Raw genomic sequence first — 12,116 nt, forward strand, 5'->3', positions numbered from 1 at the left:
ACACGTCCGAGCGTCGTCTTGGCCGGACCGCCAAAAAAAGACGACAACAAGTGGCGGCTGTACGACGGCACGTCGACGATTCACGCGGCAATCACGGATGCCGGCTTCCTGTCGCGCGTGAACAACAGTCAGATCAGCTTCAGCAAGGGTGACGTGCTCGTCTGCCATGTCCGCATGCAGCAGTGGCAAACATCGGACGGAGCAAAAACCGAATACGAAGTCACGGATGTGCTCGAACATCGTCCGTCTCGCCGGCAGATTCAGTTGCCGGGGCTTTGACCGGCCTTCCGCATTCGGCAATCATGCGCTGCGGGTTCGACCTTCCCGTCGACGATCCCGAATTCCCGAACGAACGAGCCTGCACGATGACACACGCAATCCGCCTGCGCCCGGCGTCTGCCGCCGACCTGCCGTTCCTGCTGACGCTTCGCAAGCTCACGATGACGGAGCACCTGCAACGCGCCGGCATGCCGACCGACGACGACGCGCACGACCGCCGCATTCGTGCGCATTTCGACGATGCGATGATCGTCTGCGAGGGCGATGAAGCCATCGGCTTGCTGAAGGTGACACGCGCCACCGACGAGTGGCACGTTCACCAGATCCAGATCCTCCCCGCGCACCAGGGCCGGGGCATCGGCGAAGCGGTGCTGAACGCCTTGCTGACCGACGCGGCACGCGAGCACGTGCCCGTATCGCTCAGCGTACTGCACGGCAACCCGGCGCGGCGGCTCTACGAACGGCTCGGCTTCCGCAGCGAATCGGAAACCGAAACGAGCGCGAGCATGATCTGGCGTGCGTGACGTCCGTTGCGTCGACGCCACCGCATTACTGCGTGATCTTCGCGTCCTTCAGCAAGTTGCCGATCATCTGCGCACTCGCCTTCTCCACGGCGGCCGCCTGCAACTGCTGCTGAAGCCCCGGCTTCGCGGTCGCGAAGCCCGGCACCTGCGTCGGCCGCTTCGCGTCCAGCTTCACGATCGCCCGCACGCCATCGACCGGAATCGATTCGTTCGTCGCAGCGCCGACCTTCAGTTTCTCGAGCGCCTGCGCGACCGGCAGCGGCAAGCCGGACGTCTTGCCCTCCGTCGCCGGCGTGTTGAAACTCACCCACGGCAGCTCGCCGCCGGTATCGCGGCTCGGCGCCATGCTGTACTGGCGCGCCAGCCCTTCGAACGACTTGCCCGCCTTCAGCTCGCTCAGCACCGTCGCGGCCGTCACCGGATCCTGGACGATGATCAGGCGCGGCTTGTACTCGTTCTTGCCGAGCGTGGCCACGACTTCGTCGTAGCGCGCCTTCACCTGCTCTTCGGTCACCGGCTCGGGCTTCACGTTGTCGCGCAGGTAAAGCTGCACTTCGGCATTCGCCTTCGCCTGCTGCACCGCCGCCTTGACCTCCGGCTTGTCGGCATAGTTCGCCTTCTCGGCGGCCTGCTGAATCAGCACGCGCGTGATCAACTGATTCTTGATCGCCTGGCGGATCTGCGGCGAGTCGGGTTGCCCGGACGCGCGCAGCAATGTATCGACGTCGCCCTGCGTGATCGGCGTGCCGTTGACCGTCGCAACGGTCGCGGCGGCCGGCGCCGTCTCTGCGTGGGCAGTCCCGCTCAGTGCGCCGGCCAGCGCAGCGATCAGCAACAGGCGGTTCGGGGTGGTTTTCTTCTTCATCTTTTCGTCACTTCGGCTCAAAAAACGCGGCAGAGGTTGCCACGCACATTCACCGGCGCGGCAATGCGTCGGTGCAACCATTCAGTCGATTCGGTTCATCGTCGTGCGCACGCGCAGTGTCGCCGACGCCGCTGTCATTGTGCCCTTATCGGGTTTTCCGTGTCGGGAGGTTCAGGACAGCCGCCCGGCGGGCGGTGAGGCGCGCGTTGCGCACGCCGGTCATTACGAACGCGTCGTGTGGAAATTCTGTGGACACGCGATGGAAATCCCGCGAAATCGCGATGAATCACCTCATGGCGTCGCGAGCCCGGCCGCCGACCGCCGGTCGAGGCCGCCGCGCGTGCATCGTCAAAGTCAGGGCGTCCACCGGTACACGGTGATGCTGTTGCCCTTCACGTTGTTCTTCATCACCACGTACTCGCCGTTCGATCGGCGGTATGCGCGGATGCTGTACATCGCATCGATCGCGCTGCTGGTATCCACGGTCGCCGGGCTCGCGTTGACTAGCGTGGTGTCGAGATTGCCGGTGGTGAGGTTGAACGCGTCGACGTTCGGCCACAGCGGCCCGCTGCTGCTGAACCAGTATCCGACGAACAGATGGTTGCCCACCGCGTCGATCGATTTCGCGCCGCTGTGCGGCAGCGTGATCACCGGGTCGGGCTTCGTCGTATTGCCCGCGCTCCAGCCGTGATACACCTCGATGCGCGTGCCGATCGACGTCCAGTCGTTGCTCCCGATGGCGCCCTGCGCGAGCACCATCGTGTCGCTGTCCGCGAGATAGACGATGCGCGTGAGCGGCTGGATGCTGTCGGGCACGCGGGTCGCGACGCCCGGCCCCCACGACGGCTTGCCGCTCGCGTCGAAGCCCGTCAGCGGGTAGTGGGTGATCGCGCCGGTCTTGTCGAGGCCGGCCCACACGCCGCCCTTGCTGTCGATGCTGAAGCCGCTCGACACGCGCCGTGTCGTGTTGAACGCGGGGCCCGGGATCGAGCCGTCCGGGATCGCGATATAGCCGTTCGCCGCGTTGAAGTGGAAGAAGTAGAAGACCGGCGGGTTCTGGCCGGCCGCGACGAGAATCCGGTTCGCGCCGACCGACGTGAGCAGCCCGAAGTGCTCGTCGCGCTGCGTGTCGCTCATGTTGATGCGCGGATCGGCCGGATACGTGAACGGATCGACCGTGTTCGCAATGAATTTGCCGCCCGCGCTGCCGCCGTACACGTGCGTGCCGCCATAGAACAGCGCGCCGTCCGTGACCGGGTCCGGCGCGGCGATGCCTTCGAAGTTCAGCGACTGCAGCGTCCACCGCAGGCTGCCGGTGCTGCTGTACGCATGAATGTCGGTCGCGCCGTTGCGGCCGAGATCCCAGCTGCCGCCCCACGGATTGTTGAGCACGTAGAGATTGCCGCCGGTGTCCTTGCCGATCCCGACGATGCGCGTGAAGCGCTGCGCACCGACCTGCCCCTTGATGCCCGTCGTCGTGTCCAGATAGCCGCCGCGCACGCCGAACGTGCCGGCCAGTGCGGGCCGGCCCGCCACCGTGTAGCGCTTGATGTTCTGGTCGGGGCCTTCGTCGCCCACCAGCAACTGCCCGGCCGCCGCATCGAAAACCAGCGCCGACGGCTGCGACCCGGCCGGCATCCGGATCGTGTTCAGCAACGCGCCGGCCGGGCTGAAGCCGACGATCGAGCCCGCGCTCTTCTGCGCGACCCACACGTTGCCCGCGCCGTCCACCGCGAGCGCGCCCGGTTCCGTCACGCTGATGTCCCGCTGCCACACGCCGTCGGTGGTGAACACGCGCACGCGATTGCCGTAGAAGTCGCTTGCATAGAGCAGCGAGCCGGCCGTCGCGAGCCCGGTGACGACGTCGATGCGCGGCTGGTTGGTCGCCGCGCTGACCTGGATGACGCGGTCGCGATACTTCGTCGCGCGGTTGTAGCGCCCCACCGCGCCGCTGCCGTACGTCTTGCCGGGCTGCAGCGCGACGAACAGCGAAGTCGCGTTGCCCGTGATCGCGCTGCCCTGGAACTCCGAGTGCGCGCCGATCGAGCCGACGCTCTTGCCGTTCTGGTAGATCGCGACGCCGCCTTCGTCCTCGTCCCACATCGACGCCGTATAGATCACGCCTTCGGGCGCGACCCACATCGCGCGCGCGACGTTGCCGACGTGGGCCGCAAGCGTGCCGTACGTGTTCGCCAGCCAGTCGGTGGTGTTGCTTGCGTGAACGGGAGGGGTAATCGCGGCGATCGCTGCGGCGAGAAGCGCAGCCTGAAACCGTTGTCTGGCGACCATGACGGATGCTCTCCTGAATGATGCGGACATTCGCATGAAGGGCCGGCCGGATGGCTTGAAAACCGCGATGCGTAAATTCTTCCCCTGAATCATCCGGCGCAGTCGGTATTACGTGCAGCATGCGTTCGATCATGCGCAGCGCGAGAATAGCGTTATATAAATCGAAAAAAATTGCGGAATGCCCGTGCCATTGCGCTTTTCACGGGTTCGGTTTCGATCGCATTGCTCGCGGCCCCCTGCACGCTGACGGCGAGCGCGACTGCGCGACAGTGAATGGTCACTTACGCGTCGGATTGGGAATCGGGAAAATCAGGCTCGTGCCTGCGGGAATATCGCCGCCAATTCAACGACGACCGATTGAAACGGCAAACGCCTGTTTCAGGGAATCGGGGGAAATCCGCCGCATTCAAGGCGGAATCACTGCACCAAACAAAATCGCCGGCCTGAATCCGTCTCGAATCCAGGCCGGCGATCATCGATGACCGCGGGGCAGGCGACGCGCCACTATTGCCGCACTGCCTTGCATCATGCCGATGCCGAGGTCTCCGGCACCTTCACCTGCATGGCGCGTCCGTTGTCCGGATCGTTGTCGTCGCGCGGATCGTCGAGTTGCCCTTCCCACTTCGCGACCACGGCCGCCGCGATCGAGTTGCCGACCGCGTTGGTGGCCGAGCGCCCCATGTCGAGGAACATGTCGACGCCCATGATCAGCAGCAACCCGGCTTCCGGCATGTTGAACTGGTTCAGCGTCGCCGCGATCACGACCAGCGACGCGCGCGGCACGCCCGCCATCCCCTTCGACGTGACCATCAGCATCAGCAGCATCGTGATCTGCGTGCCCAGCGGCAGATGGATGCCGTACACCTGCGCGATGAACAGCACCGCGAACGTGCAGTACATCATCGAGCCGTCGAGGTTGAACGAATAGCCGATCGGCAGCACGAAGCTCGAGATCTTGCGGTTCACGCCGAAGCGGTCGAGCGCGTCCAGCAGCTTCGGATACGCGGCTTCGGAGCTCGCCGTCGCGAACGACAGCAGGAACGGCTCGCGGATCAGCCGGATCAGCGTGAACGCGCGCTTGCCGAGGAACGTCACGCCGGCGAGCGTCAGCACGCCCCACAGCAGCGCCAGTGCCAGATAGAAGCTCGCCATGAACTTCGCGAACGTGAGCAGGATGCCGAGCCCCTGGGTGGTAATCGTCGACGCCAGCGCCGCGAACACCGCGACCGGCGCGAACCACATCACCGCGCCCGTCACCTTCAGCATCACCTGCGCGAGATCGTCGATCACGGCGGTCAGGCGCTTGCCCGATTCGCCGAGCGCGGACAGCGCGGTACCGAAGAAGATCGAGAACACGACGATCTGCAGGATTTCGTTGTTCGCCATCGCTTCGGCGATCGACTTCGGCACCAGGTGGACCACGAAGTCCTTCAGCGTGAACGCGCCCGTCTTCAGGCCGAGGGTCGCATCGGAGGCCGGCAGCGGCAGGCTCAGGTGGCTGCCCGGTTGCAGGATCGTTGCGGTCAGCAGGCCGAGCAGCAACGACGTGAACGATGCGATGAAGAACCAGCCGAACGCCTTGACGCCGACGCGGCCCACCGCGCTGCCGTCGCCCATCTGCGCAATGCCGACGGTCAGCGTCGCGAATACCAGCGGCGCGATGATCATCTTGATCAGGCGCAGGAACACGTCGGACAGCAACGACACGTAGCCGGCGACCTCCTTCGCCATGTTCGGGTCGGGAAACGCGCTATGACAAGCGTAACCCACTGCGATACCAAGCATCATCGCGACAACGATGTACTTGGTGATGTTGTGCTTCTTCTTCATTAGTAATCCAAATCACAAAGCGTATGTTGCTAACGGCTGGCACATCTTTCGCGCCCGGCTACGAATCGAAACCCACGTCTCTCTGGGTGCGACACGTCCGCCGTTGGCGGATCGCCATGGCGGACAGGGGGGGCATTCTAACGCAAATGGCACCCCGGCTTTCAATTCTGAAAGTCGGCGGGGTTGATCTGCGTCCGGATGTCGCCGAAAAAGCGGGTTTTGTCGCGATCTTGCCCGCCTCCCGTGCGGCCGGTGGGGGGCATCGGGCCGCATCGCCGGACCGCCCCCGCCTCCCCGTCGGCATCACATGGCATGACGACACCGCAAGCGATCGCGACACATTCTCACAAAGATGCGCAGACCTTGACACTACGGCACGTAATGCGTCTGTAATATTTGGAAATGATTCGCGTTGCCGCCACGCCCGGGCGTCGATGCGCAATCACGCACCGGCAACGCGGAACCGGATTCGAGTCATGGCTTTCAACGGGTTCACGCATTCATTTTCTCAGTACTCCTGTTAAATGAATGATCGAGAAAAGGCGGCATCGCGATGAACATTCTGTATACCAACTTCCACGGCGACTACGGCGGCGGCCAGGACACCTACGTCCGCGATCTCGCCGCCGCGATGAGCCGGCACCATCGCGTGACCGTCGCGTCGCCGGAAGGCAGCCGCCTGTCGCGACTGTTGAAGGACAGTCCCGACGTGGCCATCTTCGACATGGAATTCAAGCCGCGCTGGAACCGGCTGTGCCGGGAAATCCTCCGGCTGCGCCAGCGGATCGTCGCCGAGCGCTTCGACGTCATCCATGTCAACGGGTCCGCCGACCACCGGCAGGTGATGCTCGCGCTGCTCGGCTGCCGGTATCGGCCCGCGGTCGTGCTCACCAAGCACAACACCTATCGCGCCGACAGCTTCGGCAACGTGCTGCGCGCCCGGCTGGCAACCGACCACACCATCGCGGTCAGCGACTACGTGGCGGGCATGCTCGCACTCCGGTCGCCGTATGGAAACGTCACGGTCGTCAAGCACGGCGTGCGCCGGCAGGCCGCGGAACGACTGGCCGGCGACGAAATTCGCCGCCGCAAGATCGCGCTGTTCGGGCCGTCCGGCGCGGATGCGATCGTGCTCGGCAGCAGCGCCGGCACCGCACCGGAAAAAGGCTGGATGGACCTGATCGCGGCGCTGGGCCGCCTGCCCGAACGCGAGCGCGAGCGGTTTCGCGTGCTGCTGGTCGGCGCGGAGCCGACCGGCGAGCAACGTGAGCAGATCGCGCTGCACCGGATGTCGACGCGTACCGTGTTCACCGGGCGCCTCGACGACGTGCGGACGCCGTTCTCGATCATCGACGTGTCGTTCGTGCTGTCGTACCACGAGAGCCTGTCGTATGCGTGCCGCGAAGCGATGTCGCTTGGCTGCCCCGCGATCGTGACGCGCGTGGGCGGGTTGCCCGAGAACGTCGAACCGGGCGTGGACGGCTGGGTCGTCCCGCCGCGCGAACCCGAAGCGATCGGGGAAATCCTGCGCGCGATCGTGCGCGAGCCCGCGTGCGTGCGCGCGATGGGACGCAGCGCGCGGCTGAAAGGCAAGCGCGAGTTCTCGTTCGAGCGATTCGTCGACGCGACGCTGTCCGTCTATCAGAAATCGATTCGACACAACCCCTATCGTCGGGTCACATCCATGAGCTCCGTTTAATGGCAATGAACATCTGGAAGAAGTACTGGGACCTGCGCACGCAGGAGTGCCCGTGCGACGTGCACTTCGTCGAATGGCTGGAATCCGCGCGCCTCAACGGCATCCGCATCTATCACTTCGGCACCGGCGGCCATCATCACGTCGGCGTGGAATGCGCGCGGCCGCACCTGAACAACACCGTCTTCGGCGTGACGGCGTCGCCGAAGGAATACAAGTCGTACGTCGATCTCGTCACGCGGCAACCGGAGGTGAGCAAGACCTACCTGGCCTATTTCGGCGACATCTACACGAGCAATTCGGACCTGCTGCCGGCGTTCGACGTCGTCACGCTGTTCCATCTGTGCGAATTTCGCGACGAGACGAACAGCCGCTACGGCGCGAAGACCGACGCCGAAGTGCTCGAGCTGTTCGCTCGCCATACCGCGCGCGACGGCCACCTGCTGTTCTACAAGGGCTCGTCGGCGTACCGGAAAGCCGAGCCGATCATCGAGCAATGGGCGGCGAATGCCGATTTCGTCGAAATCGGCGACTTCAAGACCCTGCGGATTTTCCGCAAGGCCGCGTAATGCCCCGTTCTCGCGATCCGCTCATGCTGCTGCCCGCCACGCGCTATCCGATCCTGATGTATCACCAGATCCGCACGCTGCCGCCGCCGCCCGACCGGCTGCGCGGCCTGAGCGTCGCGCCCGACGCGTTCCGCCGCCAGATGACGCTGTTCCGGCGGCTCGGCTACCGCGGCCTGAGCGTGCGCGAACTGCAGCCGTACCTGCGCGGCGAGCGCCGCGGGAAGGTGTTCGGCATTACGTTCGACGACGGCTTTCTCAACGTGCTGACGCATGCGATGCCCGTGCTCGACGCGCTCGGCTTCACCGCGACCTGCTACTTCGTCGCCGGCCGGTTCGGCGGCGAGAACGACTGGGATGCGGGTGCCGATACCGCACGCTCGCCGCTCATGACGTGCGCGGACATGCTCGCATGGCGCGACCACGGCCATGAAATCGGCTCGCATACGCTCGATCACGTCGCGCTGTCGTACGTACCACCGCACGTGTCGGAGGTTCAAGTCGCCGAATCGAAACGGCGGCTCGAAGCGTTGGGCGGCCAGCCCGTCGAATCGTTCTGCTACCCGTACGGCGATCTGGATCCGCGCGTCCGCGACCAGGTCGCCGCCGCCGGCTACCGCAATGCGACGACGACCCGGCGCGGTTGTGCCGATGCGTCCGACGATCCGTTCCTGTTGCCGCGGATTCCGGTGGCGGGCGGTGTCGGTGCGGTGCGGCTGTGGTTCAAGTGTGTGAAGGCGCGGGTTCAGAGGCGCAGGTAGTTCACGCTGCATCGACCGTCGCGCCGGCTATTCCGGCCGCTGCCCGCAGAATGCGAGCAGACCTGTCAGCGCGATTCCCATAAAAAGGAGCCATCCCGGCCCGCGCACCGTCCAGCCCGCGACGATGCTGCCGATGAAGTTGCCGAGCATCCCGCCGATCGCCCACGAAATCGCGCGGCCGCCGGACCGTACGACCACCCACACAAGTCGCCCCCTTCGGCCATGCACTCACCGCTGGAAAGCCCTGCGCATCTGCGCTCCGGCCACGTCGAACGCCTGGCGGGCTGCCGACGTCACGCCGATCATATGGATGCAGGCATGGATCATCCCCGGCAACACGACGAACTCGACCGGCACGCCGGCCTCCCGCAATCGCTCCGCATACGCCTGCGCGTCGTCGCGAAGGTGTCCATACGATCGACCGCTTCCAGCGGACCATGCCAGCCCCGCAATGTCGTATCGGTCGCCTGCCGCAACGCGTCCAGCGACGAAGGCGGCTCGACCTGGGCCAATTGCTCCAGCAGCGCGGCGATGCTTGCGTCGATCGGCATGTTCAGCGGCTCCGTTCCAGGAACGGCAGCAGATGGCCGATGAAGGCGTCGGGCGCCTCTTCCATGATGAAGTGGCCGCAATCGGGCACGACGGCGCCCTGCAGATCCGTCGCGTTGTCGCGCATCGTGACCAGCGGCGCATCGCCGGTGGCGTGTTCGGCACCGATCGCGAGCACCGGCATCGTCAGCTTGCGCTGCGCCCGCTCCTGGTTCTGCCGGATCGTCTCCGGAATCGCGCGGTAATAGGAGAAGCCGCCGCGCAAGCCGCCCGGCGCCGCATACGCGTCGATATACACATCGACGGCCACGCAATCGCGCCGGAACGACCAGCGGTTGAACATGAACTCCAGGTAGGCCCGTTCACGTCCGGCAATCAGCGTCTCGGGCAGGTCGGCCAGCTGGTTGAACATGAAATGCCACAGGAAGATGTTCTCCTCCGGCGGAGCGAAGATCGACGGCGCGGGCGCCAGCCCGGGGATCACCGCCTCCGTGAGCGCCAGCGACTTCACCGCGTCGGGCCGATCGCTCGCCAGCGCATAGGCCACCCACATGCCGACATCGTGGCCCACCACCTGGTACACATCGAAGCCAAGCTGAGCCATCACGCGATGCAATGTGGCCGCCGTGTGCCCCGTGTCGTAACCCGCATGCGGCCGGTCGGAATAGCCGGTGCCGGGCGGATCGACCGCGACGGCCATGAAGCCGTGCGCGGCGAGCGCCTGCATCACATGACGCCATGCGTACCAGGTTTGCGGCCACCCCGGAATCAGCAGGACCGGGTTGCCTGCGCCGGCCGTGACGCAATGGATGCGCTGGCCGTCGATGCGCACGTATTGATGGGCAAGACCATGAGCGCCGGCCGAAGTCGACTGAAGTTGAGCGGACATATCGATTGTTCCTCGCAATGGGGGGGCCGGCTCAGGCGATGCCGAGCATGTCGTGGATTTGCTGTTGATTGACCGCGGCACCGGCGAAGTCGTCGAAGATGCGCTCCGTCACCCGGATGATGTGGTCGTTGATGAACGCAACGCCTTCTCGTGCGCCGTCCTCCTGGTTCTTGAGGCAGCATTCCCATTCGAGGGCGGCCCATCCTGTGTAGTCGTACTGAGCAAATTTCGAAAAAATCGCCTTGAAGTCGACCTGACCGTCGCCGAGCGACCGGAAGCGGCCGGCACGCTCGAGCCACGAACTGTAGCCGCCGTAAATCCCCTGACGGCCCGAAGGCAGAAACTCCGCATCCTTCACATGGAACATGCGGATGTGCTCGCGGTAGATGTCGATGTACGCAAGATAGTCCAGTTGCTGCAGCACGAAATGGCTGGGATCGAACAGCATCTTGCAGCGCGCGTGCTGGCCGACCCGCGCATGGAAACGCTCGAAACTGACGCCGTCGTGCAGGTCTTCGCTCGGGTGGATCTCGTAGCAGAGGTTGACGCCGTTTTCATCGCAGACGTCGAGAATCGGCCGCCAGCGGCGCGCCAGCTCGTCGAACGCCGTCTCGATCAGGCCGGCGGGCCGTTGCGGGAACGGAAACAGGTAGGGCCATGCGAACGAGCCCGAAAAGGTGCCCATGTCGGTCAGCCCCAGGCGGCGTGAAGCCCGCGCCGCCCGCTCGAGCCGATCCAGCGCCCATGCGGTGCGCGCGGCCGGGTTGCCGCGCACGGCCTCGGGCGCGAAGTTGTCGCACATCGCGTCGTACGCCGGATGCACGGCAACCAGTTGCCCGAAGATATGCGTGGTCAGCTCGCTGATCTCCAGCCCGTGCTCGGCCAGCATGCCCTTCACGTCATCGCAATAGGCCTGGCTTTCCGCGGCGGTCTCCACGTCGAACAGCCGAGCGTCCCACGCGGGAATCTGCAACGCCTTGAAGCCGATGCCGGCCGCCCAGTGCGCAATGTTCGGCAAGCTGTCGAACGGCACCGCATCGTCGGCGAACTGCGCAAGATGGAGACTGGGGCCCTTGAGGGTACGCATGATCAACTCCTATTGTTTGTTGATCGACAAAGAATAGAATACGGGAACGGCGCGTGTCAACACGGCGCGCGATAGAATCGGCGCACGATGTGACGACGGACGAAAGGGAAATGGCGGGACGACCGAGAGAATTCGATCGCGACATGGCGCTGAAACGCGCGATGCTTGCGTTCTGGCGACGCGGCTACGAAGGCACGTCGATGTCCGACCTGGTCGAAGCGATGGGCATCGCGTCAGCGCGCATCTATGCCGCCTTCGGCAGCAAGGAAGCCCTGTTCCAGGAAGCCGTGGCGCTTTACGAGCAAGGCGAAGGCGGGTTCGCCGATCGTGCGCTCGGCGAGGAAACCGATGTCCGCGCGGCCGTCGAACGGATGCTGCGCGATGCCGTCGCCGCCTATACCCGGCGTGGCCAGCCACACGGCTGCATGGTGGTCTCCGCCGCGACCAACTACTCGGCCGAGAACGAAGGTGTGATGGAATGGCTGGCCACCCATCGGCGCGCACGCACGCAGTCGATCGCCGAGCGCCTGCAGCTTGCCGCCGAGCAGGGGCAGCTCGCGCGGGGCACCGACATCAAGGCGCTGGCCGATTTCTATGCGACGCAGCTGCACGGCATTTCCGTTCAATCCCGCGACGGGGTATCGAAAGAGCGCCTGCTCGCCTCGATCGGGCCGGCGATGATGCCGCTTGAGATGGCCGTGCGTGACGAAGTCTGACTTGGCTCAACCTCGACAATCGCCGCTTCGTGCAGTGTCCGGGATGGATTGACCACTACACTGCA

12 protein-coding genes and 1 pseudogene are annotated in these 12,116 nt (G+C 65.0%); 6 read left to right on the top strand and 7 right to left on the bottom strand.

Features of this window, described 5'->3' with window-relative positions:
- Positions 1–36: 36 nt before the first annotated feature.
- A pseudogene (locus G3N64_RS03800) lies at positions 37–279 on the top strand (hypothetical protein); the annotation flags it as partial.
- 86 nt (positions 280–365) lie between these two features.
- Complete coding sequence (locus tag G3N64_RS03805) at positions 366–803, top strand: GNAT family N-acetyltransferase (RefSeq protein ID WP_205782463.1); 438 nt, start codon at positions 366–368, stop codon at positions 801–803.
- Between the two features lie 25 nt (positions 804–828).
- Here G3N64_RS03805 and G3N64_RS03810 read toward each other — a convergent pair whose 3' ends face one another.
- The 3 genes from G3N64_RS03810 to G3N64_RS03820 all read right to left on the bottom strand — a co-directional run bounded on the left by G3N64_RS03810 (position 829) and on the right by G3N64_RS03820 (position 5,787).
- Positions 829–1,668, bottom strand: a complete 840-nt coding sequence (locus G3N64_RS03810) for a peptidyl-prolyl cis-trans isomerase (RefSeq protein WP_205782464.1) — start codon at positions 1,666–1,668, stop codon at positions 829–831.
- Positions 1,669–2,022: 354 nt separating this feature from the next.
- Entirely contained in the window at positions 2,023–3,957 is a 1,935-nt protein-coding gene (locus G3N64_RS03815; RefSeq protein WP_205782465.1) for an SMP-30/gluconolactonase/LRE family protein, read from the bottom strand.
- A gap of 525 nt (positions 3,958–4,482) precedes the next feature.
- Positions 4,483–5,787, bottom strand: a complete 1,305-nt coding sequence (locus tag G3N64_RS03820; protein WP_205782466.1) for a dicarboxylate/amino acid:cation symporter — start codon at positions 5,785–5,787, stop codon at positions 4,483–4,485.
- 553 nt (positions 5,788–6,340) lie between these two features.
- Between G3N64_RS03820 and G3N64_RS03825 the strand changes: the two genes are divergently transcribed.
- From G3N64_RS03825 to G3N64_RS03835, 3 genes are read left to right on the top strand one after another with little or no spacing between them, the layout of a single operon-like run.
- Positions 6,341–7,486, top strand: a complete 1,146-nt coding sequence (locus G3N64_RS03825; RefSeq protein WP_205782467.1) for a glycosyltransferase family 4 protein — start codon at positions 6,341–6,343, stop codon at positions 7,484–7,486.
- Complete coding sequence (locus G3N64_RS03830; RefSeq protein WP_241020760.1) at positions 7,486–8,052, top strand: hypothetical protein; 567 nt, start codon at positions 7,486–7,488, stop codon at positions 8,050–8,052. The genes G3N64_RS03825 and G3N64_RS03830 overlap by 1 nt, the downstream gene beginning before the upstream one ends.
- Positions 8,053–8,075: 23 nt before the next feature.
- Positions 8,076–8,810: a polysaccharide deacetylase family protein gene (locus G3N64_RS03835; RefSeq protein WP_205782468.1), complete on the top strand. Its 735-nt coding sequence runs from the start codon at positions 8,076–8,078 to the stop codon at positions 8,808–8,810.
- A 27-nt stretch (positions 8,811–8,837) separates the two neighbouring features.
- Here G3N64_RS03835 and G3N64_RS03840 read toward each other — a convergent pair whose 3' ends face one another.
- The 4 genes from G3N64_RS03840 to G3N64_RS03855 are packed head-to-tail and all read right to left on the bottom strand — an operon-like array spanning position 8,838 to position 11,335.
- Entirely contained in the window at positions 8,838–9,008 is a 171-nt protein-coding gene (locus tag G3N64_RS03840; protein ID WP_205782469.1) for a hypothetical protein, read from the bottom strand.
- Between the two features lie 30 nt (positions 9,009–9,038).
- The gene (locus G3N64_RS40365) at positions 9,039–9,467 is read right to left on the bottom strand and encodes an alpha/beta hydrolase fold domain-containing protein (protein ID WP_346778800.1); all 429 of its coding nucleotides are present in this window, start codon (positions 9,465–9,467) and stop codon (positions 9,039–9,041) included.
- Positions 9,364–10,248, bottom strand: coding sequence for an alpha/beta hydrolase (locus G3N64_RS03850; RefSeq protein WP_205782470.1), 885 nt, complete (start codon positions 10,246–10,248; stop codon positions 9,364–9,366). The genes G3N64_RS40365 and G3N64_RS03850 overlap by 104 nt, the downstream gene beginning before the upstream one ends.
- A gap of 31 nt (positions 10,249–10,279) precedes the next feature.
- A complete protein-coding gene (locus G3N64_RS03855; RefSeq protein ID WP_205782471.1) occupies positions 10,280–11,335 on the bottom strand; it encodes a sugar phosphate isomerase/epimerase family protein in 1,056 nt (351 codons plus the stop codon).
- A gap of 110 nt (positions 11,336–11,445) precedes the next feature.
- Between G3N64_RS03855 and G3N64_RS03860 the strand changes: the two genes are divergently transcribed.
- Positions 11,446–12,051, top strand: coding sequence for a TetR/AcrR family transcriptional regulator (locus G3N64_RS03860; RefSeq protein WP_205782472.1), 606 nt, complete (start codon positions 11,446–11,448; stop codon positions 12,049–12,051).
- The last annotated feature ends 65 nt before the right edge of the window (positions 12,052–12,116 follow it).

Origin of the sequence: Burkholderia sp. Ac-20344 (genome assembly GCF_017104975.1) — a bacterium.
GTDB lineage: Bacteria > Pseudomonadota > Gammaproteobacteria > Burkholderiales > Burkholderiaceae > Burkholderia.

Excerpts from the sequence above, each read along its gene's own strand:
- G3N64_RS03860 (WP_205782472.1), top strand. The coding sequence starts at position 11,446 with ATGGCGGGACGACCGAGAGAATTCGATCGCGACATGGCGCTGAAACGC.
- G3N64_RS03830 (WP_241020760.1), top strand. The coding sequence starts at position 7,486 with ATGGCAATGAACATCTGGAAGAAGTACTGGGACCTGCGCACGCAGGAG.
- G3N64_RS03820 (WP_205782466.1), bottom strand. The coding sequence starts at position 5,787 with ATGAAGAAGAAGCACAACATCACCAAGTACATCGTTGTCGCGATGATG.
- G3N64_RS03835 (WP_205782468.1), top strand. The coding sequence starts at position 8,076 with ATGCTGCTGCCCGCCACGCGCTATCCGATCCTGATGTATCACCAGATC.
- G3N64_RS03815 (WP_205782465.1), bottom strand. The coding sequence starts at position 3,957 with ATGGTCGCCAGACAACGGTTTCAGGCTGCGCTTCTCGCCGCAGCGATC.
- G3N64_RS03825 (WP_205782467.1), top strand. The coding sequence starts at position 6,341 with ATGAACATTCTGTATACCAACTTCCACGGCGACTACGGCGGCGGCCAG.
- G3N64_RS03810 (WP_205782464.1), bottom strand. The coding sequence starts at position 1,668 with ATGAAGAAGAAAACCACCCCGAACCGCCTGTTGCTGATCGCTGCGCTG.
- G3N64_RS03850 (WP_205782470.1), bottom strand. The coding sequence starts at position 10,248 with ATGTCCGCTCAACTTCAGTCGACTTCGGCCGGCGCTCATGGTCTTGCC.
- G3N64_RS03855 (WP_205782471.1), bottom strand. The coding sequence starts at position 11,335 with ATGCGTACCCTCAAGGGCCCCAGTCTCCATCTTGCGCAGTTCGCCGAC.
- G3N64_RS03805 (WP_205782463.1), top strand. The coding sequence starts at position 366 with ATGACACACGCAATCCGCCTGCGCCCGGCGTCTGCCGCCGACCTGCCG.